Source organism: Amycolatopsis heterodermiae, assembly GCF_034929455.1.
GTDB lineage: Bacteria > Actinomycetota > Actinomycetes > Mycobacteriales > Pseudonocardiaceae > Amycolatopsis > Amycolatopsis heterodermiae.
Window position 1 is genome coordinate 45,788 of record NZ_JAYFSI010000010.1, and the last position, 22,229, is coordinate 68,016.

Annotated in this window: 20 protein-coding genes; 17 read left to right on the forward strand and 3 right to left on the reverse strand. The window is 72.6% G+C overall.

What is annotated here, in order from left to right; genetic code table 11:
- Nucleotides 1–101: 101 nt before the first annotated feature.
- The 4 genes from VA596_RS34315 (at nucleotide 102) to VA596_RS34330 (ending at nucleotide 4,798) form a co-directional block, all read left to right on the forward strand.
- Nucleotides 102–1,490: an NYN domain-containing protein gene (locus tag VA596_RS34315; RefSeq protein ID WP_323332592.1), complete on the forward strand. Its 1,389-nt coding sequence runs from the start codon at nucleotides 102–104 to the stop codon at nucleotides 1,488–1,490.
- A 261-nt stretch (nucleotides 1,491–1,751) separates the two neighbouring features.
- A complete protein-coding gene (locus tag VA596_RS34320) occupies nucleotides 1,752–2,009 on the forward strand; it encodes a hypothetical protein (protein WP_323332594.1) in 258 nt (85 codons plus the stop codon).
- Nucleotides 2,010–2,445: 436 nt separating this feature from the next.
- A complete protein-coding gene (locus VA596_RS34325) occupies nucleotides 2,446–3,498 on the forward strand; it encodes a C40 family peptidase (protein ID WP_323332596.1) in 1,053 nt (350 codons plus the stop codon).
- Between the two features lie 142 nt (nucleotides 3,499–3,640).
- On the forward strand, nucleotides 3,641–4,798 hold the full coding sequence (locus tag VA596_RS34330) for a glycosyltransferase family 4 protein (protein WP_323332598.1): 1,158 nt from the start codon (nucleotides 3,641–3,643) through the stop codon (nucleotides 4,796–4,798).
- Between the two features lie 10 nt (nucleotides 4,799–4,808).
- On the opposite strand, the gene VA596_RS34335 is transcribed toward VA596_RS34330, so the two are convergent.
- Nucleotides 4,809–5,432 carry a nucleoside/nucleotide kinase family protein gene (locus VA596_RS34335; protein ID WP_323332600.1) on the reverse strand — a complete coding sequence of 208 codons (624 nt, stop codon included), beginning with the start codon at nucleotides 5,430–5,432 and terminating at the stop codon, nucleotides 4,809–4,811.
- A 64-nt stretch (nucleotides 5,433–5,496) separates the two neighbouring features.
- On the opposite strand from VA596_RS34335, the gene VA596_RS34340 reads away from it, so the two are divergent.
- The 10 genes from VA596_RS34340 (at nucleotide 5,497) to VA596_RS34385 (ending at nucleotide 17,149) form a co-directional block, all read left to right on the forward strand.
- Nucleotides 5,497–5,922 (forward strand): SRPBCC family protein, encoded by a 426-nt coding sequence (locus VA596_RS34340; RefSeq protein ID WP_323332602.1) that lies wholly within the window; start codon nucleotides 5,497–5,499, stop codon nucleotides 5,920–5,922.
- A gap of 24 nt (nucleotides 5,923–5,946) precedes the next feature.
- Nucleotides 5,947–7,149 (forward strand): cytochrome P450 family protein, encoded by a 1,203-nt coding sequence (locus tag VA596_RS34345; RefSeq protein WP_323332604.1) that lies wholly within the window; start codon nucleotides 5,947–5,949, stop codon nucleotides 7,147–7,149.
- Nucleotides 7,150–7,161: 12 nt separating this feature from the next.
- The gene (locus VA596_RS34350; RefSeq protein ID WP_323332605.1) at nucleotides 7,162–8,442 is read left to right on the forward strand and encodes an adenosylmethionine--8-amino-7-oxononanoate transaminase; all 1,281 of its coding nucleotides are present in this window, start codon (nucleotides 7,162–7,164) and stop codon (nucleotides 8,440–8,442) included.
- Nucleotides 8,443–8,688: 246 nt separating this feature from the next.
- The gene (locus VA596_RS34355) at nucleotides 8,689–10,923 is read left to right on the forward strand and encodes a bifunctional SulP family inorganic anion transporter/carbonic anhydrase (protein ID WP_323332606.1); all 2,235 of its coding nucleotides are present in this window, start codon (nucleotides 8,689–8,691) and stop codon (nucleotides 10,921–10,923) included.
- Nucleotides 10,924–11,155: 232 nt separating this feature from the next.
- Complete coding sequence (locus VA596_RS34360) at nucleotides 11,156–13,339, forward strand: bifunctional SulP family inorganic anion transporter/carbonic anhydrase (protein ID WP_323332608.1); 2,184 nt, start codon at nucleotides 11,156–11,158, stop codon at nucleotides 13,337–13,339.
- A 45-nt stretch (nucleotides 13,340–13,384) separates the two neighbouring features.
- Nucleotides 13,385–14,110 (forward strand): dethiobiotin synthase, encoded by a 726-nt coding sequence (gene bioD, locus VA596_RS34365; protein ID WP_323332609.1) that lies wholly within the window; start codon nucleotides 13,385–13,387, stop codon nucleotides 14,108–14,110.
- A gap of 79 nt (nucleotides 14,111–14,189) precedes the next feature.
- Complete coding sequence (bioB, locus tag VA596_RS34370; protein WP_410171949.1) at nucleotides 14,190–15,203, forward strand: biotin synthase BioB; 1,014 nt, start codon at nucleotides 14,190–14,192, stop codon at nucleotides 15,201–15,203.
- Complete coding sequence (gene bsaP, locus VA596_RS34375; protein WP_323332614.1) at nucleotides 15,190–15,393, forward strand: biotin synthase auxiliary protein BsaP; 204 nt, start codon at nucleotides 15,190–15,192, stop codon at nucleotides 15,391–15,393. The genes bioB and bsaP overlap by 14 nt, the downstream gene beginning before the upstream one ends.
- Nucleotides 15,394–15,451: 58 nt before the next feature.
- Nucleotides 15,452–16,048 (forward strand): DUF2567 domain-containing protein, encoded by a 597-nt coding sequence (locus VA596_RS34380; RefSeq protein WP_323332615.1) that lies wholly within the window; start codon nucleotides 15,452–15,454, stop codon nucleotides 16,046–16,048.
- Nucleotides 16,049–16,114: 66 nt separating this feature from the next.
- Nucleotides 16,115–17,149, forward strand: a complete 1,035-nt coding sequence (locus VA596_RS34385; protein WP_323332617.1) for a M48 family metallopeptidase — start codon at nucleotides 16,115–16,117, stop codon at nucleotides 17,147–17,149.
- Between the two features lie 6 nt (nucleotides 17,150–17,155).
- Here VA596_RS34385 and VA596_RS34390 read toward each other — a convergent pair whose 3' ends face one another.
- Together VA596_RS34390 and VA596_RS34395 are read right to left on the reverse strand one after the other, a co-directional pair.
- Nucleotides 17,156–17,872: an LON peptidase substrate-binding domain-containing protein gene (locus VA596_RS34390; RefSeq protein ID WP_323332618.1), complete on the reverse strand. Its 717-nt coding sequence runs from the start codon at nucleotides 17,870–17,872 to the stop codon at nucleotides 17,156–17,158.
- 41 nt (nucleotides 17,873–17,913) lie between these two features.
- Entirely contained in the window at nucleotides 17,914–18,546 is a 633-nt protein-coding gene (locus tag VA596_RS34395) for an NUDIX hydrolase (protein ID WP_323332620.1), read from the reverse strand.
- 111 nt (nucleotides 18,547–18,657) lie between these two features.
- Between VA596_RS34395 and nadA the strand changes: the two genes are divergently transcribed.
- From nadA to nadC, 3 genes are read left to right on the forward strand one after another with little or no spacing between them, the layout of a single operon-like run.
- Complete coding sequence (nadA, locus tag VA596_RS34400; RefSeq protein ID WP_323332622.1) at nucleotides 18,658–19,671, forward strand: quinolinate synthase NadA; 1,014 nt, start codon at nucleotides 18,658–18,660, stop codon at nucleotides 19,669–19,671.
- A complete protein-coding gene (locus VA596_RS34405) occupies nucleotides 19,668–21,311 on the forward strand; it encodes an L-aspartate oxidase (RefSeq protein ID WP_323332624.1) in 1,644 nt (547 codons plus the stop codon). The genes nadA and VA596_RS34405 overlap by 4 nt, the downstream gene beginning before the upstream one ends.
- The gene (gene nadC / locus VA596_RS34410) at nucleotides 21,308–22,201 is read left to right on the forward strand and encodes a carboxylating nicotinate-nucleotide diphosphorylase (protein WP_323332626.1); all 894 of its coding nucleotides are present in this window, start codon (nucleotides 21,308–21,310) and stop codon (nucleotides 22,199–22,201) included. Before VA596_RS34405 ends, nadC begins: the two co-directional genes overlap by 4 nt.
- Nucleotides 22,202–22,229: the final 28 nt, after the last annotated feature.

A 22,229-nucleotide genomic window follows, 5' to 3' on the forward strand; every position in this document is an offset into this window, starting at 1 on the left:
ACCCTAGAGGCCACCTCCGACAATTTTCGGCGACGGGCTGGTCGCGGAGGGTTCGCATGGCGTGCGACGCGGGATCCGGGGCCGGGGCCTACCCTGGACCAATGCACCCGCAGCCGCTCGTGCCGGAGCCGCCCGGGGACCACGCCGGTCCCTCGGGTGTCGCGCCGCGCCCGGAGCAGGCGGGCGACCCCGGCGAGCGGCCCGAACCCGCCTCCTGGCCAGCCCTGCCGGAGCCGGTCCGCGACCGGATCGCCGAGCTGGCCGCGGCCGCCGTCGCCAAGCTGCCGAACACCGACGTGCCCCGCCAGCTGCGGCCCGTCGCCAAGTTCGCGCCGGCCAAGCGCGCCAAGCTGGGCGGGGCCGCGCTGCTGGCGGCGCTGGGCGAGTCGTCCCAGTTCCGCACGGCCGTCATCGAGTGGCTGCGCGAGCACCGCACGGACGCCCTCGACCCCAACGCCGCCGAGTCGGTCGCCGCGGCGGCGGCCGCCGTGCTGCTCGGCGAGTCCGGTGCCGCCGGGCGCGTCCGGCTGGTCGCGAAGAACGCCGAGGAGAACTCGCTGCGCGCGGAACGGGACGCGGCGCTCGCCCGCAGCCAGCGGTTCGAGGCCGAGCTGATCCAGGTTCGCGCCGAGCTCGCCGAGGCGAGGGCGTCCGCCGCGAGTGTTCGTGGCGAGCGTGAAGGCGAAGTCGAGAAGCTTCTGAAACGGCTGCGCGAGCAGGGTGTGCAGCTCCGCCAGGCCAAGGACGCGGCCGAAGTGGCGTCCGCGGAGGCCGAACGCGGTTCCTCCGCGCGTGCCGAGGAGATCGCCGCCCTCAACGCCCAGCTCGCGCGCGAACGCCAGCGCGTCGCGAACGAGCACAAGCGCGCCGAACGCGCGGTCGCCGACGCCGAGATCGCCCGCCAGTCCGCGCGCGAGGCCCGGGAAGCCGACGAGGTGCGGCTGGCCCTGCTCGTCGACACGATCGACGGCGCGGTCACCGGCCTGCGCCGCGAACTGGCCCTGGGCGCCCGCGGCGCCCGGCCGGCGGACATGGTCCGCGGCGCCAGCTCGGGCCTCGGCCAGGGCGGCAAGATCGCCGACGTGTCCACCTTGGACCGCTACCTCGCGCTGCCCAACGTGCACCTGATCGTCGACGGGTACAACGTCACCAAGACCGGCTACCCCGAGCTCGCCCTGGCCGACCAGCGCGACCGCCTGATCCACCAGCTGTCCGCGCTGGCCGCGCGGACGTCGGCCGAGGTCACGGTGGTCTTCGACGGCGCCGGCGTGCTGTCGGTCCCGGCCTCGGTGCCGCGCGGGGTCCGGGTGCTATTCTCCGACCGCGGCGTGCTGGCCGACGACGTGATCCGCAACCTGGTCGCGGCCGAGCCCGCGGGCCGGCCCATGGTGGTCGCGACCTCGGATCGCGCGGTGGCGGATTCGGTGCGTGGCGGTGGGGCGCACCCGACGCCGTCCGCGGTGCTGGTGACGCGCCTCAGCCGCGTCTGAACCAGCCTTGGGCCGCCCTCCGGGGCGGTGGACGCTCGGATCCGGCTGCGAGCAGGCAGGTTGCCGGGTGTCCACTCTGCTCGAAGGCGGTTGTGGCGCCGTCCGTGGTGCTCGTGTCGCGTCTCAGCCGCGTCTGAGGTCTCCGTGCCCCCGGGGACCCGATCGGGTGAATCGGGGGCGCTGGGGGCGATCTGGGCGCCGGAAACTGTCGGTGGTGCCGCCTAACGTGCGGGGCAGCTGTTCCGACGTGAGGAGGACCACATGACCGGCACCCCCGAGTTGTCCGAAGTGGACGTCTCGCACATTTCCGTATCCGACATCGAGAACGTCGTGGTGGATTGCGACCGCTGCGTCGTGCGCGGCATCTCCTGTCACGACTGCGTGGTGACCGTCCTGCTCGGCGCGCCGCCCGCCGTCGTGTGGGACGCCGACGAGCGCCGCGCCGTGGACGCGCTGGCCGAGGCGGGGATGGTGCCCCGGCTCCGTCTGGTGGAGGGACCGGCTTTGCGCACCGCCTGAGACGGCCGTTTCGTGTCGGCGCGCCGAGTGGTCGATCGGATCAGGTGAACGGTCGGTAGTCGAAAAGGCGAAGGGAATATCCCCAGCGTGTAACGCCCATCACATGTTTTCTCCCCTGCTGGTCCGATGGTGTTTAACGGCGTCACGCAGAGTTTTTGCGCCGGGGGTGGTGGACGTGGTGGCGGTCTTTTCGTAACCTGTCCGAGATCTCGTGGCCCCTGGCCGTCGATGTAGGCGGCGACGCGAGATTGCCGCCGGACGCAGCTTTGTCGGGAAGCTGGGAGCCGGAACCACCATCGCGCGCTTCACCTGTTGCGGGAAACCTGTTGCGGGAGAACACGAGCGATCGGCGGGACGAGCGGCGAAGAGGAACCCCCGACCTCTTCGTGCCCCGGTCCCCCTCGGCGGCCGAGACGCAAAGGAGACCCGCGCGACCGTGCAGTCGCATCCAGTCAGGCGCGTGGTGTCAGGTGCCCTCGCCGCGGCTTCGGTGATCACCCTCGTCACCCTGGCCCAGCCGTCGGCCACCGCCGCCCCCATCCCCGTTCTCCAAGCCCCGCCCACCGGTTCGGACGCGCTCGCGCAGTACCGCGATCTCGCGGCCCAGGCCGAGAAACTCAACGAGGACCTGCTCAAGGCCCAGGACGACCTGAAGGCCAAGCAGGGTGACCTCGACAAGGCCACCACCGACGTCAACGCGGCGAAGGACCAGGCCGCGGTGGCGAGCGCCAACCAGAAGAAGTACCAGACCGAGGTCGACAAGTTCGCCGGCGCGTCGTTCACCAGCGGCGTCCAGCTGAACAAGCTGTCGGCGCTGCTGGCCGGGACGTCCACGCAGGACTTCCTGGACCGCTCCTCGGCGCTCGAGGTCATCGCGACCGAGAAGAACGGCGCGATGGGCAACCTCACCGGCGCCGTCCGGCAGGCCACGGACGCCGAGACCAAGGCGAGCGACGCGGCGAAGCGGGCGACCGACGCCCGTGACGCGGCGGCGAAGCTGACCTCGGACATCCAGGCCAAGCAGAAGTCGCTGAACGACCAGATCGACCAGCTCAAGGCGGCCAACAAGAGCCTGAGCGCGCTCGACAAGGCCGCGCAGCGCGACACGGGCTCCGCGCCTCCGGGGCTCAAGGCCCCGACCGCGGACGCCCAGACCGCACTGGACGCGGCCCTGAGCAAGCTGGGCAGCGCCTACGTCTGGGGTGCCACCGGGCCGAGCACGTTCGACTGCTCGGGCCTGATGCTCTGGGCGTACAAGCAGGCCGGCATCACCCTGCCCCGGTCCAGCCGGGAGCAGTCCACCTTCGGCGCCGCGGTGCCGCGGGACCAGCTCCAGCCGGGCGACCTCGTGTTCTACTACTCGCCCGTTTCGCACGTCGGCATGTACGTCGGCAACGGCAAGATGGTGCACGCGCCCGACACCGGTGACGTCGTGAAGATTTCGCCGCTGCAGAGCCAGTACGCGGGAGCGCGACGCCCGACGTCGTGACCCGTTGAGAGCACGTGAAGGGGCGGTACCGCACACGCGGTGCCGCCCCTTCGCCGTGTCATCCGAGGCTCCGCCTCGGGCCGGGGGCTTCGCCACCCGGACCCCCGAACGAACAGAGGTGGCGGCCGCTAGCCTCTGGGGCGTGCTCAAGACCCTGCTCGTGACCAACGACTTCCCGCCGCGGCCCGGGGGGATCCAGAACTACCTGAACTCCCTCGCCACCCGGCTGCCGGCGGACGACCTGGTCGTCTACGCGCCGTCGTGGGAGTCGCGGACGGGATCGCACGAGGAGTTCGACGCCGAGGCGCCGTTCGAGGTCGTCCGGCACCCGACGTCGCTGATGCTGTCGACGCCGGACGTGCTTCGCCGGGCGAAGCAGATCATGCGCGCACGGGACTGCGAAGCCGTCTGGTTCGGGGCCGCCGCGCCGCTGGCGCTGCTGGGGCACCCGCTGCGCCAGGCCGGAGCACGCCGCATCGTCGCGTCCACGCACGGCCACGAGGTCGGCTGGTCCATGCTCCCGGGCTCGCGCCAGGCGCTGCGGCGCATCGGCGACACCGTGGACGTCGTCACCTACGTCAGCCGCTACACCCGCGGCCGGTTCGCCGCCGCGTTCGGCGCGATGGCCGGGCTGGAGCTGCTGCCGTCCGGTGTGGACACCGAGCTGTTCCGGCCGGACCCCGGCGCGCGCGAGGAGATCCGCGCCCGGCACGGCCTCGGCGACCGGCCGACCGTGGTGTGCGTGTCGCGGCTGGTCCCGCGCAAGGGCCAGGACCAGCTGATCCGCGCGATGCCGAAGCTGAAGGAACGGGTGCCCGGCGCCGCGCTGCTGATCGTCGGCGGCGGCCCGTACCGCAAGCGGCTGACCGAGCTGGTCACCGAGTACGGCGTCGAGCGCGACGTCGTCATCACCGGCTCGGTGCCGTGGGCCGAGCTACCCGCGCACTACACGGCCGGCGACGTCTTCGCGATGCCCGCCCGCACCCGCGGCCGGGGCCTCGACGTCGAAGGCCTCGGCATCGTCTACCTGGAGGCCTCCGCGACCGGCCTGCCGGTGGTCGCGGGCAACTCCGGCGGCGCGCCCGAAGCCGTGCTGGACGAGGTGACCGGGCACGTCGTCGACGGCCGGGACGTCGGCCAGCTCGGCGAGACCGTCGCCAGCCTGCTCGCGGACCCGGTGCGGGCCCGCCGGATGGGTGAGGCGGGGCGCGCGTGGGTGACGGAGAACTGGCGCTGGGACGTGATGGCGGACCGGCTGTCCGGTTTGCTGGACGGCGAGCCGGTGGCCGCCGTCCGCTGAGACCGAGCCGTCAGGGCGTGTAGAGCGCCGGGTGCCGCGGGTCGTCGACGCGCACCACGACGTCGGCCAGCGCACTCGGGTCGGCTTCCTCCTCGTAGCGTTCGTAAGCCGGGACCGCCCAGGCGTCCGGCACCCGGCGGCGCAGCGCGGCGGGGGAGAGCCACAGGTGCACGGCCAGGTCGAAGGCCAGACCCGCACCCAGCAGCAGCTCGCCGTCGACGATGACGACACCGCCCTTGGGCACCGCCACGCGGGCGGCGCGGGTCGCGCGGTCGCGTTCGGCGTCCCACAACGAGGGCAGGATCTCGCCGGAACCGCGGCCGGCCAGGGGATCGAGCACCTCGCGGCGGAGAGCGCCGAGGTCGAGCCAGTCGGTGTAGCGGGCGTCGGGGTTCGTGCGGCCGTGTTCGAAGCGCAGCGACGCCGGGCGAAGGAAGTCGCGCGCGGACACGCGCAGGGCCGCGCGGCCGCGCAGGCGCAGGGGCTCGACCAGGGCGTCCGCGAGTTCTGTGGTTTCCGTCGCACCCGCCGCGCCGTCGATCGCGACCGCGATCCGGGGGCGCTCGGTGAGCGCGCCGATGCGCTCGGTCAGTTCTTCGGCCAGGACGGCGGGGGAAATCGGGCGGTAGCGCACGGGAAGAGATCCTCCACCCGGACCGGGGACGGTTTTCGTCGTACCCCGATGGGATGATGCGGGCATGACTTCTTCAGTCAACTCTCCGACGGGCAAGACCGCCGAAGTCGGTTGGAACATAGGGGTTTCCCGCACCCTGCCGCACTCCGGTGCGGAGGTCTGGGACTTCCTGGTCAGCCGGGAGGGCGTCGCCATCTGGCTGGGCCCCGGCGTCGAGCTGCCGCGGGAAGCGGGCGCGGAGTACGAAACCGAAAACGGCACGGTCGGCGAGATCCGCAGTTTCGTGGCCGGCGACCGCGTCCGGCTCACCTGGCGGCCGCAGGACTGGGACCACGACTCCACGGTCCAGGTGCGCCTCAGCGGCTCGGGGGCCAAGACCACGCTGCGGTTCCACCAGGAGTGGCTTTCGGGCGCGGAAGAGCGCGAGGAACAGCGGGCATACTGGCAGGACGTGACCGATCGCGTGGTGGCGGCACTCGCCGAACGCTGACGCGGTCGACTTCCAGGGGGAAGCATGACGACGGTGGAAGTGGCCGAGGACTTCGCGCAGGACGCGCACCTGTTCGCCGAGCTGCTGCGCGGGGGCGGGCCGGTGCGCCGGGTCCGGATGCCGCGTGGCCTGGGCTGTTACATCGTGACGGACTTCGCGCAGGCCCGGGCGCTGCTGGCCGACTCCCGGCTGCGGAAGGACAGCCAGCGCGCGCACGCGCTGTTCGAGTCCAAGCTGCCGTCGGGGGCGACCACCCAGGGCGGCTTCGAGGACTCGCTGGGCCGCCACATGCTCAACATGGACCCGCCGGACCACTCGCGGCTGCGCAAGCTCGTCAACAAGGCCTTCACCGGCCGGACGGTGGCGCGGCTGCGGCCGCGGATCGAGGAGATCACCGCCGAGCTGCTCGACGCGCTGGCCGGGCGGGAGCGGGCCGACCTGCTGCCGTCCTTCGCCGCGCCGCTGCCGATCACGGTGATCTGCGAGCTGCTCGGCGTCGCGGCCGAGGACCGCACGGAGTTCGCGGACTGGTCGAAGACGCTGCTGAGCGCGTCGGAACCGGAGGACGCGCAGGCCGCGGCCCAGAACATGTTCGGCTACCTGACCGCTCAGATCGCGCAGAAGCGCGCCGAGCCGGCCGAGGACCTGCTGTCGGACCTGGTGCACGCGAGCGACGACGGCGATTCGCTGTCCGAGCCCGAGCTGCTGTCGATGGCCTTCCTGCTGCTGGTCGCCGGGCACGAGACCACGGTCAACCTGATCGCCAACAGCGTGCTGGCGCTGCTTCGCCGGCCGGAACAGCTCGCCCTGCTGCGCGACGACCCGTCGCTGCTGCCGAACGCCGTGGAGGAGTTCCTCCGCTTCGACGGGCCGATCCACCTGGCCACGCTGCGGTTCACCGTGGAGCCGGTCGAGGCGGGCGGGGTGACGATCCCGGAGGGCGAGTTCGTGCTGATCTCGCTGCTGGGCGCCAACCGCGACGAGGCGCGCTACGCCGAGCCGGACAAGCTCGACATCACCCGCGCCGCGGGCGGCCACCTGGCCTTCGGGCACGGCATCCACTACTGCGTCGGCGCACCGCTGGCCCGCCTGGAGGCCGAGATCGCCCTGGGCGGCCTGCTCGCGCGGTTCCCGGACATCACCCTGGACGCGAAGCCGGACGAGCTGGTCTACCGGCCCAGCTCCCTGATCCACGGCCTGGAGTCCCTGCCGGTCCGGCTGCGCTGATTTAATCGGCGGATGGACTCCGCCGACCTCCTCGCCCTGGACGCCCAGCACGTGTGGCACCCGTACGCGCCGATGCCGGCGAAGGTGCCTTCGCTGCTGGTGTCCGAGGCGAGCGGGGTGCGGCTGAAGCTCGCCGACGGCCGGGAGCTGGTCGACGGGATGTCGTCGTGGTGGTCGGCGATCCACGGCTACCGGCACCCGGTGCTCGACGCCGCGCTCGCCGGGCAGGCCGGGCGGATGAGCCACGTGATGTTCGGCGGCCTGACGCACGAACCCGCGATCACCCTGGCGAAGACGCTGGTCGACCTGACCCCGGACGGGCTGGAGCACGTCTTCCTCTGCGACTCCGGCTCGGTGTCGGTCGAGGTCGCGGCGAAGATGTGCCTGCAGTACCAGCGTTCCCGCGGGTTGCCGGAGAAGCGCCGGCTGCTCACCTGGCGCGGCGGTTACCACGGTGACACGTTCACGCCGATGAGCGTCTGCGACCCCGACGGCGGCATGCACTCGCTGTGGCGCGGGGTGCTGCCGGAGCAGGTCTTCGTACCCGCGCCGCCGTCCGGCTTCGACACCCCGCCCGATCAGTCCTATGTGGACATGCTGGGCGAGGAGATCGCGCGGCACGCCGGGGAACTGGCCGCGGTGATCGTCGAGCCGGTGGTGCAGGGCGCCGGCGGGATGCGCTTCCACCACCCCGCCTACCTGCGCGCGCTGCGGGGGCTGACCGAGGCGCACGGCGTGCTGCTGATCTTCGACGAGATCGCCACCGGGTTCGGCCGCACCGGCGCGCTGTTCGCCGCCGAGCACGCGGGCGTGACGCCGGACGTGCTGTGCCTGGGCAAGGCGCTGACCGGCGGTTACCTGAGCATGGCCGCGGCGCTGTGCACGCCCGAGGTCGCCGACGGCATCTCGCGCGGCGCGCTGCCGGTGCTCGCGCACGGCCCGACGTTCATGGGCAACCCGCTCGCCTCGGCGGTCGCGAACGCGTCCCTCGGGCTGCTGGCGGACGGGGCCTGGCAGCGGGACGTCACCCGCGTCGAGAATGGCCTGCTCGACGGCCTCGCCCCGGCCCGCGACCTGCCGTCGGTGGTCGACGTGCGGGTGCTCGGCGGGATCGGCGTGCTGCAGCTCGACCACCCGGTGGACATGGCCGTGGCGACCGACGTCGTGACGGCGCAGGGCGCGTGGCTGCGGCCGTTCCGGGACCTGGTCTACGCGATGCCGCCGTACGTCACGAGTGACGCCGATCTGGGTGTGATCACCGCCGCCATGCTGGCGGTGGCGGAGAAGGCGTGATCACCCGCAGGAGACGCCGGGGCCGTGTAAACGTTGGATTTCAGCACATCGGGTGTGACCGCGCGCACAACGAGACCCGAAGGGGCCTCATCGTCGCTGAGCGTGCAAACCCAGGATCCACACCACGCGAACGGCGGAGTCGGCCAGTGTGAAAGGGCGGCTGCACGGAGCTGATCCCGTACCCAGGTAAACGCGAGAAATGCTTGCATAGCGGACTTTTCGCGCGGTATCGGCGATCCTGCCCCCATGATCGAGATCGTTCGTGGAGAGCACGACACCGGACCCCCGTCCCGCACGCCGTTCCTGGAGAACCTCAAGCACGACCTGCCCGCTTCGATAGTCGTTTTCCTCGTCGCCGTACCGCTTTCCCTCGGCATCGCGCTCGCCGCCGGGGCCCCCGTGCTCGCGGGACTCGTCTCCGCCGTCGTCGGCGGCCTGGTCGCGAGCGTCTTCGGTGGATCGCCGCTGCAGGTCAGCGGCCCGTCCGCCGCCCTCACCGTGGTGCTGGCCGACACGATCGCCACCCACGGCTGGCCCGTCACCTGCGCGATCACCGTCGCCGCCGGCCTGCTCCAGATCCTCTTCGGCCTGACCCGCACCGCCCGCGCCGCGCTCGCGGTGTCGCCGGCCATCGTGCACGGCCTGCTGGCCGGCATCGGCGTCACCATCGTCCTGGGCCAGCTGCACGTGGTCTTGGGCGGCACCGCCCAGGGCTCGGCGCTCGCCAACGTCGTCGCGTTGCCGGCCCGGATCGCCGCGCACCACGACCAGGCCGTGCTGATCGGGGTCGTCACCCTCGCCGTGCTGCTCGCGTGGCCGCGGCTGCCGAAGCCCGTCCGCCGCGTGCCCGCGCCGCTGGCCGCGATCGCGCTGGCGACCGGCCTGTCCGTCGCGACCGGCATGGTCCTGCCGCGCGTGGACCTGCCCGCCGGGCTGCCGTCGCTGCACGTCGTGCCGCGGCTGCCCGACGGCGGCTGGGGCGGGTTCGCCCTCGCCGCCGTCACCATCGCGCTGATCGCCGGCCTCGAGAGCCTGCTGTCGGCGGTGTCGGTCGACAAGCGCCGCGGCGGGCCGCGCACCGACCTCGACCGCGAGCTGGTCGGGCAGGGCATGGCGAACGTCGCCGCCGGCGCGCTCGGCGGGTTCCCGGTCACCGGCGTCGTCGTGCGCAGCATGACCAACTACGAAGCCGGCGCGCGCACCCGGATGTCGGCGATCCTGCACTGCGCCTGGATCCTCGCCGCGTGCCTGCTGCTCACCGGGACGCTGCGGCTGATCCCGCTGGCCGCGCTCGCCGGGCTGCTGGTCTACGTCGGGACGAAGCTGGTCAACCCGGCCGCGCTCAAGGACGTCCACCGGCACGGCGACCTGCCGGTGTACGTCGTCACGCTGGCCGGCGCGGTCGCGGTCAACCTCCTCACCGGCGTCGCGGCCGGGATACTGCTGGCGCTCGCGCTGATGCTGCGGCGGATGATCTTCTCCGGCATCCACGTCGAGCGGCACGGTGACACCCACCGCGTCGTCATCGAAGGTGCGCTGACGTTCCTGTCCGTGCCCCGGCTGACCCGGGTGCTCGCCGAGGTGCCCGCGCACGCCGAAGTCACGCTGGAGCTGCTCGTCGACTACCTCGACCACGCCGCGTTCGACTGCCTGCGCGGCTGGCAGCAGGCGCACGCCGGGCCGGTGACGGTCGACGAGATCGGCCACCCGTGGTTCGAACGCGGCAGCGCGGGCACGCCGACCGTGCGCCGTGGCCTCGCCGCCCGGGTGGTGCCGCGCTGGCTGGCGCCGTGGTCGGAGTGGCAGGCCGAGCACGTCGCGCTGCCCGCGCAGCGCACCGCGAGCTCGCTGCTGTGCCGTGGCGCGTCGGAGTTCCAGCGCCGCACCGCGCCGCTGTTGCGCGACACCTGGACCGGCCTCGCGGACGGCCAGGAGCCGCACACCCTGTTCATCACCTGCGGCGACGCGCGGATCGTGCCGAACCTCATCACCACCAGCGGGCCGGGCGACCTGTTCACGGTCCGCAACATCGGCAACCTGGTCCCGCCGGCGGACGGCGGCGCCGACTCGTCGGTCGGCGCGGCGATCGAGTACGCCGTCGGGGTGCTCGGGGTCGCGGAGATCGTGGTCTGCGGGCACTCCGGCTGCGGCGCGATGAAGGCGCTGCTCGGCCAGGCGCCCCCCGGCCTGCACCAGCTCGGTGCCTGGCTGCGCCACGGCGAGCCGACGCTGCAGCGCCGGGCCCGGGAGGCACCGCTGCTGCTCGGCGGCCGGCGTCCCGCCGCCGAGGCCGACCAGCTCGCGCTGCAGAACGTCGTGCAGCAGCTGGAGACCCTGCGCGGCTACCCGGTGGTGGCCGCGGCCCTGGACCGCGGCGGGCTCCGGCTGACCGGGATGTACTTCGACGTCGGAGCCGCCCAGGTGTCCCTTTTGGACGACGCGGCCCGCGGCTTCGTCCCGGCGGGCTCGCTCACGTCCTGACCCGAAGCGCCCCAATGTGGCGTTGGGTGCGCTGGACGCACCGAACGCCACATTGGGTGCGTTGGATGCACCCAACGCCACATTGGGGCGCTCGGAACCTTTGGGGGGCAGGGGGAGTGGCGTGAACGGGGGGTTAACCGGGCGTCCGATTTGTGTCGTTTGGGCAAAATATGGCCAGTTGTTCACTCGATCGGGTGGCGCATAGCGGACATTTCACACGATCTCCGGTTGCATGGTGATCATGAGACCCCTCGCCGTGCTCCGCCACGACCTGCCGGCCTCCCTGGTCGTTTTCCTCGTCGCCGTACCGCTTTCGCTCGGCATCGCGCTCGCCTCGGGCGCGCCGGTCGCCGCCGGCCTGATCGCCGCCGTCGTCGGCGGGATCGTCGCCGGTGCGCTCGGCGGCTCCGCGCTCCAGGTGAGCGGGCCCGCCGCCGGCCTGACCGTGATCATGGCCGAAACCATCAGCACCTTCGGCTGGGCCGTCACGTGCCTGATCACCGTCGCCGCCGGTGCCCTCCAGATCCTGCTCGGGCTGAGCCGCATCGCCCGCGCCGCGCTGGCCATCTCGCCGGCGATCGTGCACGGCATGCTGGCCGGCATCGGCGTCACGATCGTGCTGGGCCAGCTGCACGTCATCCTCGGCGGCAAGGCCCAGAGCTCGGCCATCGAGAACATCGCCGAGCTGCCCGGCCAGATCGTCGCCCACCACGACTCCGCCACCATGATCGGCCTGCTCACCATCGCGATCCTGCTGGTCTGGCCGCGGCTGCCGAAGGCCGTGCAGAAGGTGCCCGGCCCGCTGGCCGCGATCGCGCTCGCCACCGTGGCGTCGGTCGCCTTCGGGATGACGCTGCCGCGCGTCGAACTGCCCGGTGACCTGCTGAACGTCCACCTCGTCCCGCAGCTGCCCGACGGCGGCTGGGGCGCGGTCACGGTCGCCGTCGTGTCCATCGCCCTGATCGCCAGCGTCGAGAGCCTGCTCTCGGCGGTCGCCGTCGACCGCATGCACACCGGCCCGCGCGCCAACCTCGACCGCGAGCTGGTCGGCCAGGGCGCGGCCAACATGGTGTCCGGGGCACTGGGCGGGCTGCCCGTCACCGGCGTCATCGTCCGCAGCTCCACCAACGTCGCCGCCGGGGCGAAGACCCGTGTGTCGGCGATCCTGCACGGCGTGTGGGTGCTGGTGTTCGTCGTGCTGCTCGCCGGGCTGATCCAGAACATCCCGCTGGCCGCGCTGGCCGGGCTGCTGGTGCACGTCGGCGTGAAGCTGGTCAACCCCGGGCACATGAAGACCGCGCTCAGGCACGGCGACCTGCCCGTCTACGTGCTCACCCTCGCCGGGGTCGTGGTGTTCGACCTGCTCACCGGCGTGCTCGCCGGGATCGGGCTGGCGCTCGCGCTGATGCTGCGCCGTACGGTCTGGTCCGGCATCCACGTCGAGCGCGACGGTGACCGTCACCGCGTCGTCGTCGAAGGCGTCCTGACGTTCCTGTCCGTGCCACGGCTGTCCAAGGTCCTCGGGGCCATCCCGGCCGGGGTGCCGGTGCGGCTGGAGCTGGTCGTCGACTACCTGGACCACGCCGCGTTCGAGAGCCTCACCACCTGGCAGCAGGCGCACGAGCGCGCCGGCGGCACGGTGGACGTCGACGAGGTCGGCCACCCGTGGTTCGGCGAGGGCAAGGCCGGCCGCCCGACGCGGTCGCGGTTCGCCGCGAGCCGCGCGGTGCCGCGCTGGCTGGCGCCGTGGTCGGACTGGCAGGCGGTGGAAGGCGTCGACATCCCGGCCCAGCAGACCCGCCGCGGCGCGACCGAGTTCCACCGCCGGGCCGCGCCGCTGCTGCGGGACACGCTCTCCGGGCTCGCCGACGGCCAGCGGCCGCGGACGCTGTTCATCACCTGCGGTGACTCCCGGATCGTGCCGAACCTGATCACCACCAGCGGGCCGGGTGACCTGTTCACGATTCGCAACATCGGCAACCTGGTCCCGCCGGGCCAGGCCGACCCGTCGATGAACGCGTCGATCGAGTACGCGGTGGGCGTGCTCGGCGTCGAGGAGATCGTCGTCTGCGGCCACTCCGGCTGCGGGGCGATGGCCGCGCTCGCCGACGGCCCGCCGCCGGGGCCGCTGTCGGTCTGGCTCCGGCACGCCGAACCGAGCGCCCACCGCCTCGGCGCCGCCATGCTCGACGGCGCCGTGCCGGAGCGCGAGGGCGACCGGCTCGCCCTGCACAACGTGCTGCAGCAGCTGGAGCACCTGCGGGAGTACCCGTCCGTGGCGGCCGCCGAAGCGGCCGGGAAACTGCAGCTGACCGGGATGTACTTCGACGTCGGGGCCGCTCAGGTGCACCTTTTCGACGGCGATGCGCGGTCGTTCCGGCCGGCCGGGGCGGCGGTGGTGGTGCCCGAGACCTGACGCCCGCGTGGTCGCCTCGCGCCGGGGTCACTATGTTGATGGTCCGTGACGATGCTGGTGATGACGGGGACCGGGACCGGGGTCGGCAAGACGATCTCCACGGCGGCGATCGCGGCGCTGGCCGTGGCCGGTGGGCAGCGGGTGGCCGTGCTGAAACCGGCCCAGACCGGGGTCGGCCCGGACGAGCCCGGCGACCTCGCCGACGTCGCCCGCCTGGCCGGGCCCGAGGTGACCACCCGCGAGCTGCGCCGCTACCCCGACCCGCTGTCGCCGGAGGCCGCCGCCCGCCGCAGCGGCCTGCCGACGCTCGACCCGGGCGAGATCGCGCGGGCGGCGTCCGACCTGGACACCGGCCACGACCTCACCCTGATCGAGGGGGCGGGCGGGCTGCTCGTGCGGTTCGACGGCACCGGCTCGAGCCTGGCGGACGTCGCCTGGTCGCTCGGCTCGCTCGTGATCGTCGTGGCCGAGGCCGGGCTGGGCACGCTCAACGCGACCGCGCTGACGGCCGAGGTCGCCACGAAGCGCGGGCTCACCGTGGCCGGGGTGATCATCGGCTCCTGGCCGGCCGAGCCGGACCTCGCGGCGCTGTCCAACCTCGAAGACCTGCCGGTGGCGGCCGGCGCGCCGCTGCTGGGCGTGCTGCCCGCCGGGCTCGGCACCGCGTCGCCCGACGACTTCCTGGCGGCGGCGCGGGCCGGGCTCTCGCCGTGGTTCGGCGGCGAGTTCGACCCCGAGCTGTTCACCGGACGGGCGTCCGCCCAGAAGTGACCTGCGTCGCTGTCGTCACGACTGCGCTTCGTGCACGATGAGAGACGCTTTCCGCACCACCACGACCAAGGAGACGCCCGTGACCGCAGTCCCGGACACCGATGTCCTCGCCTACGCGCGCGAGCAGGTCCTCGAAAACGGCGTCGGCCTGGGTGAAGCCGAGATCCTCGAGCTGCTGCGGCTGCCCGACGACCGGCTCTCCGACCTGCTGGCCCTGGCCCACGAGGTGCGGATGCGCTGGTGCGGGCCCGAGGTCGAGGTCGAGGGCATCATCAGCCTGAAGACCGGCGGCTGCCCCGAGGACTGCCACTTCTGCTCCCAGTCGGGCCGGTTCCCGACGCCGGTGCGCTCGGCCTGGCTCGACATCCCGAACCTGGTCAAGGCCGCCCGCGAGACCGCGGCGACCGGCGCGACGGAGTTCTGCATCGTCGCCGCCGTCCGCGGCCCGGACAAGCGGCTGCTCTCGCAGGTCCGCGAGGGCGTGCAGGCCATCCGCGCGGACGGCAACGACATCCAGATCGCCTGCTCGCTGGGCATGCTCACGCAGGAGCAGGTCGACGAGCTCGTCGAGATGGGCGTGCACCGCTACAACCACAACCTCGAGACGGCGCGCTCGCACTTCGCGGAGGTCGTCACCACGCACACGTGGGAGGAGCGCTGGGACACCCTGCGGATGGTGCGCGAGGCGGGCATGGAGGTCTGCTGCGGCGGCATCATCGGCATGGGGGAGACGGTCGAGCAGCGCGCCGAGTTCGCCGCGCAGCTGGCCGAGCTGGGCCCGGACGAGTGCACGATGAACTTCCTCATCCCGCAGCAGGGGACGCCGTACGAGCACTACGAGATCGTCGAGGGCAAGGACGCGCTGCGCACGGTCGCGGCGTTCCGGCTGGCGATGCCGAAGGCGCTGATGCGCTTCTCCGGCGGCCGCGAGCTGACGTTCGGCGACCTCGGCACCCGCCAGGGCATGCTCGGCGGGATCAACGCGATCATCGTCGGCAACTACCTGACCAGCCTCGGCCGCTCGGCCGGCGAGGACCTTTCGATGCTGGACGAGCTCAAGATGCCCATCAAGGCCGTCAGTGACAGCCTCTGAGCTCGCGTTCTGCGTCCACTGTGGACAGGAGTGGCCGGGCGGCGCGGACCACCCGGCCTGCCGGATCCCGGGCCAGGAGCTGCAGCCGCCGAGGTTCTGCGGGCACTGCGCCCGGCGCCTGGTGGTCCAGGTGACCCCGATGGGCTGGACGGCCCGCTGCAGCCGCCACGGCGACACGGCCAGCGGCTGACGTCCCCCGCACACCGACCGGTTACGCTCGGTCGCACGTGTTGCAGGAGGGAGACCGGGTGACTGAGTCGTCGGGCCCCGCGCACCGGCCGTCGGCCGTGCCGGGACCGTGGTCCGTGCCGGTGCTGTTGCGCCCGCGGCAGCCGCGGGTCGTCGTCAAGGCCGACCTGCTGCCCGCCGTGAGCGTGCTCGGCACGCTCAGCATCCTGAGCTTCCCGCTCGCCTTCCTGTGGTCGCGGATCGCGCCGCCGGAGCGCGTCCGGATCATCGGCTCCGACGGCACCCAGGGCGCCCTCGAGCTCGAGAGCTGGCACCGCTTCGACGACCTCGCGATCTTCGGGTTCCTCACCCTCGGGCTGGGCATCGTCGTCGGCGTCGTCGTGTGGCTGATGCGCGAACGCCGCGGCCCGGTCGTCTTCCTCGCCGCCGTGCTCGGGGTCGCGCTCGCGAGCGTGCTGGCCATGCTGCTGGGCGTCGGCTGGGCCAACAGCCACTACGCGATCACCAGCGCGCCCGCGCTCGGCTCGGTGATCGAGCTGGCGCCGCGCCTGGAGTCGTGGTGGGTGCTGATCACCGGCCCGTTCGGCGTCGCGGTCACCTACAGCCTCTTGACCACCTGGAACGGCCGGGACGATCTCGGCCGTCGTCTCGGCTGAAGCATTCCCCTGGATCGAGCGCTGCCCCTAGGCTGGGCCCCTCGAAAACCACAGGGGGTTCCAGCAGTGACCGAGGACATCGAGGTTTCGCGGCACAACGCCGTCCGCTTTCCCGGCATCAGCCCGCGTGCCTACGAGCACCCGGTGGACCGCGGCGCGCTCGCCACGCTGCGCGCGGTGCCGGGGTTCGCGCAGGTCGTGAAGGCCGTTTCGGGGTTCTACAACGAGCGCGGTGAGCGGCTGATGGCGCTCGCGTCGTCGATCCGCGTCGGGCCGAAGCAGTACCCGGAGCTCGAACGGCTGCGCCACGAGTGCGCCGAGACGCTCGACCTGCCCGCCGTGCCGAACGTGTTCGTCTACCAGGACCCGCGGGTCCAGGCGGCGGCCGTCGGCATGGACGAGCCGTTCATCCGGGTCAGCACCGGGCTCGTCGAGCTGATGAGCCACGACGCGCTGCGGTTCGTGCTCGGGCACGAGATGGGGCACGTGCTCTCCGGGCACACGGTGTACCGCACGATCATGGTGCGCCTGATCGGCCTGCAGATGTCGCTGTCGTGGACGCCGGTCAGCGCGCTCGGCATCCGGGCGGTCATCGCGGCGCTGCGCGAGTGGTACCGCAAGGCCGAGCTGTCCTGCGACCGTGCGGGCCTGCTCTGCAGCCAGGACCCGACGGCCGCGCTGCGCGCCCAGATCCAGGTGGCCGGCGGCATCGACCCGGCCCGCATCGACATCCCGTCGTTCCTGCAGCAGGCCACCGAGTACGAGTCGGTCGACGACATCCGCGACAGCTTCCTGAAGCTGCGTTACGTCGAGACGGAGTCGCACCCGTTCGCCGTGGTCCGCGCGGCGCAACTGCAGAAGTGGGCCGCGTCGGCGGAGTACCGCGCGATCCTGGCCGGCGACTACCCGCGCCGGGACGACGACGCGCCGACGTCCGACTGGAAGGACGACCTGAAGTCGGCCGCCAAGTCGTACAAGGACTCGTGGAGCACGTCGGCCGACCCGCTGACGAAGGTGTTCAGCGACGTCGGCGAGGCGGTGTCCGGCGCCGCGGGCAAGGTCTGGAACAAGTTCGGCAACGGGACGTCCGAGGAGTCCTGACCCGCGTCAGTTCAGGCTGGCCGGGCGGCTCAGGTCGGTGAGCTCGCCCGGCGGCAGGGGCACCGCGCCGAGCGTGTTCAGGAAGCCGGCTTCGCGTGTCAGCAGGCGGCAGGCGATGCGCAGGCGGCGCAGCGGGTGGCGTTCCTCCAGCAGCCGCTGGCGGTCTTCGAGCGGCAGCAGGCAGTCCGCGGCCAGCAGGTAGGCCAGGTCGGCGATCTCGGCGTCGGCGTCCGGCTCGGTCCAGTCGTCGCTGCGCCACGCCGTTTCGCAGTAGCGCTGGTGGGCCGTCCGGGCGACCGCCGCGAGGCGCTCGGCCATGCCGCCGCTCGGGGCCACCGGCTCGTCGTCGACCCATTCGACCGAGCCGATCAGGTACGGCGCCGACGTGCAGTCGAGCTCCCGCAGGCGGAAGCGGCGCTGGGCCAGCGTCACGACGTCGAACCGGCCGTCCGGCAGGCGTTTCGCCTCGCGCAGCACCGTGCTGCAGCCGATGTCGTACAGCTGGTCCAGACCACGTACTTCACGGGTGAGTGACGAGCGCAGGGCGACCACGCCGAACTCGCGCCCCGGCACGGTGCCGCTGACCAGGTCCGCCGTCAGCTGCCGGTACCGCGGTTCGAAGATGTGCAGCGGGAGCCGGGTGCCGGGCAGCAGCACGGTCTGGAGCGGGAACAACGGCAGGATCGTCGTCGTCGCGTCACTTTCCGATTCCGGCTCGGTCACGCGTCCCACGGTAAGGGGAGAACGGTCCTCCCGCAGGATGGTCACCGGTTCGGCGGCTTGAACACCGCGAACGGATCGGTGATCTGCATGCCTTTGCCGGCGAAGGAGAACAGCGCCGCGGGACGTCCGCCCGCACGTCCCGGCGGCGCGGTGTGGCCGGTCGGGACCAGCAATCCACGCCGGGAGAGCACGCGCTGGAGGTTCGTCGCGGACACCTTGTAGCCCAGCGCGGCCGAGTACAGCCCGCGCAGCGCCGACACCGTGAACTCCTCGGGAGCCAGTGCGAACCCGAGGTTCGTGTAACAGAGCTTCGAGCGCAGCCGGTCGCGGGCTCGCAGCACGATCGACTCGTGGTCGAACGCCGTTCGCGGCAGCTTCGCGACGTCGTGCCACTCGGTGTCCTCGGGCACCTCCGGATCGACGTCGGAGGGGACCAGGCCGAGGAACGCGGTCGCCACCACGCGCGGGCCGGGGACGCGGCGCGGGTCGCTGAACACCGCGAGCTGCTCGACGTGTTTCAGCTGGCGGACGTCCACTTTCTCCTTCAGCTGGCGCCGGATCGACGTCTCGACGTCCTCGTCGGGACGCAGCCGCCCGCCCGGCAGGGACCAGCGGCCGAGGTGCGGGTCGAGCGCGCGCCGCCACAGCAGGACCCGGAGTGTGTCCGAGCGCACTTGAAGGACCGCTCCCAAAACCTCGTGGGCCAAGGGGGTCTGGGTGTTAAGATGACTTCGCACGGTTTTCGATTATAAGGCGAAAACCGGAGACAGGTCCAGGAGGGCCAGATGACCACCACGTTGGTTCCGGAAGGTCTCACGCCGTTCGGCGGCGTCGAGGCGAACGCGGCCTGGGCGGAGGAGGTGCGGCGCCTGGCGAAGCAGCGCGACGCGGTCCTGCTCGCGCACAACTACCAGGTCCCGGAGATCCAGGACATCGCCGACCACACCGGCGACTCGCTCGCGCTCAGCCGCATCGCGGCCAGCAGCGACGCGTCCACCATCGTCTTCTGCGGTGTGCACTTCATGGCCGAGACCGCGAAGATCCTGGCCCCGGAGAAGACCGTCCTGATCCCCGACGCGCGGGCCGGCTGCTCGCTCGCCGACTCGATCACCGGCACCGAGCTGCGGGCCTGGAAGGCCGAGCACCCGGGCGCCGTCGTCGTCTCCTACGTCAACACCACGGCCGAGGTGAAGGCCGAAACCGACATCTGCTGCACGTCTTCGAACGCGGTCGACGTCGTTGCCTCCATCCCCGCTGACCAGGAGGTTCTCTTCCTGCCGGACCAGTTCCTCGGCGCGCACGTCAAGCGCGTCACCGGCCGGGACAACATCCACATCTGGGCCGGGGAGTGCCACGTCCACGCCGGGATCAACGGTGCGGAGCTGGCCGAGCGCGCGGCTTCGAACCCGGACGCGGACCTGTTCATCCACCCCGAGTGCGGGTGCGCGACGTCGGCGCTCTACCTGGCCGGCGAGGGTGCGGTGGCGCCGGAGCGGGTCAAGATCCTCTCGACCGGCGACATGGTCCACGAGGCCCGCGACACCAAGGCCAAGACCGTGCTGGTGGCCACCGAGATCGGCATGATCCACCAGCTGCGCAAGGCCGCGCCGGGCATCGACTTCCGCGCGGTGAACGACCGGGCGTCCTGCCGGTACATGAAGATGATCACCCCGGCGGCGCTGCTGCGGTGCCTGCGCGACGGTCTCGACGAGGTCCACGTCGACCTCGAAACGGCGTCTCGCGCCCGCGCTTCGGTGCAGCGGATGATCGAGATCGGGCAGCCCGGCGGCGGCGAATGAGCACGCCGGTTAATGACCCACAGGCGAAAACCCCGGTCTGGGAAGCGCGCGCCGACCTGGTCGTGATCGGCAGCGGCGTCGCCGGGCTGACCGCGGCGCTGCGGGCCCAGGCGCTCGGGCTGCACGTCCTGGTGATCACCAAGGCGGCGGTCGCGGACGGCAACACGCGCTGGGCCCAGGGCGGCGTCGCCGTGGTGCTGGAAAACGAGCACGACCTCGACGACTCGGTCGAGAAGCACGCGGAGGACACCCTCACCGCGGGCGCCGGGCTGGTCGACGAGGCGGCCGCCCGCTCGATCCTCGACGGCGGCCCGGCGGCGATCGCCCGGCTCCGGGCGGACGGGGCAACCTTCGACTCGTCCGGAGACGGGCTGCTGGCCCGGACCCGCGAGGGCGGGCACAGCGCGTTCCGCGTGATCCACGCGGGCGGCGACGCCACCGGCGCCGAGGTCGAGCGTGCCCTGGTCGCGCAGGCCGGGCAGGCGCGGGTGCCGGTGCTGGAGCACCACATCGCCGTCGACGCGCTGCGCACGCCGGGCGGCCGGGTCGCCGGCGTCACCGTGCTGGACCGCAACGGCGTGCCGGGGGTCGTCCGGGCGCCGGCCGTCCTGCTGGCCAGTGGCGGGCTGGGGCAGCTCTACCAGGCGACGTCCAATCCGGAGATCGCCACGGGTGACGGCCTTGCGCTCGCGCTGCGGGCCGGGGCGACGGTGGCCGACGTCGAGTTCGTCCAGTTCCACCCGACGGTGCTCTACACGCCGGGCGCGCGCGGTCGCTGCCCGCTGGTCACCGAGGCGGTGCGCGGCGAGGGGGCGACCCTGGTCGACGGCGCCGGTCAATCGGTGATGCGCGGCGTCCACCCGCTCGGCGACCTCGCCCCGCGCGACGTCGTCTCGGCGGCGATCACCCGGCGGATGCTGACGGCGCCGGGCGGGGTCGACGACCACGTGTTCCTCGACGCCACCGGGATCGCCGGTTTCGCCCAGCGGTTCCCGACGGTGTTCGCGGCGTGCGGGGTGCTGGGGCTCGACCCGGCCCGTGACCCGATCCCGGTGACGCCCGCGGCGCACTTCTCGTGCGGTGGCGTGGTGACCACTGTGGACGGACGCTCGTCGGTGCCCGGCCTCTACGCCGCCGGCGAGGTGGCGCGGACCGGCCTGCACGGGGCGAACCGCTTGGCGTCCAACAGCTTGCTCGAAGGCCTGGTCGTCGGGCAGCGGGTCGCGGAGGCCGTCGCGGCGGACCTCGCGGCCGGGCTGCTGGCCGACCCGGCACGCGGGCGGCTGCCGTCGTGGACGACCGCGCCGACGGCCGAGCGTGACGCGCTGCAGCGCGTGATGAGCCGGTACGCGGCGATCGGCCGGGACGCGGACGGCTTGGCGGCCGCCGGTTCCGTGCTCGACTTGTCGACACAGGACAGTCCGTTGTGGACGCACGCGGCCGTCGAAGACGCGGCGCTGACCGTGGTCGCGCAGGCGCTGCTCACCGCGGCCGACCGGCGCACCGAGTCGCGCGGCTGTCACGTGCGCACCGACTTCCCCGCGCCGTCGGAGACCTGGCGGCGCAGTCAGCACATCCGGCTCAGCCTCTCCGGTCAGCCGGTGCTGGCCGACCCGATCCCCCTGGAGGGCGTGGCATGACGTTCCCGATCTCCGAACCGGTCCTGCGCCTGATCGCGGCTTCGGGCCTCGACGTCGACGACGTGACGCGGGTCGTCACGACGGCGCTGGGCGAGGACCTGCGGTACGGGCCCGACGCGACGACCGCGTCGACGGTGCCCGCCGACGCGATCGCCGTCGCCGAGCTGACCCCGCGAGTGGACGGCGTGGTCGCCGGGCTGCCGGTCGCGCTGGCCGTGTTCGACATGGTGCTGGGCGACGATTACGAGGTGCTGGCCGGGCGCGAGGACGGTGACCGGCTGGTCGCGGGGGAGCCCGCGCTGGTGCTGCGCGGGCCGGTCCGCGGGCTGCTCACCGCCGAGCGCACGGCGCTGAACCTGCTTTGCCACCTGTCCGGCGTCGCCACCGCGACGGCCGCGTGGGTGTCCGAAGTGGACGGTACCGGCGCCGCGATCCGGGACTCCCGCAAGACGTTGCCGGGGCTGCGGCTGCTGCAGAAGTACGCCGTCCGCTGCGGTGGCGGGGTGAACCACCGCATGGGGCTCGGTGACGCGGTGCTGATCAAGGACAACCACGTCGTCGCGGCCGGTTCGGTCACCGCCGCGCTCGAGGCGGCCCGGGCGCACGCGCCGGAACTGCCGTGCGAGGTGGAGGTCGACTCGCTGGCGCAGCTGGAAGAAGCGTTGGCGGCCGCGGCCGACGAGGTGCTGCTGGACAACTTCACGCCGGAGGAGTGCGCCCGGGCGGTCGCGCGCCGCGACGACGTCTCCCCGAAGACGCGGCTGGAATCCTCTGGTGGGCTCACCCTCGACCGTGGTAGGGCCTACGCCGAGTCCGGTGTGGACTATCTGTCGGTGGGCGGGCTGACCCACTCGTCACCGGCGTTGGATCTCGGCATGGACCTTCGCTGAACGGTGTTTCCCCGTTAGACTGCCGGTG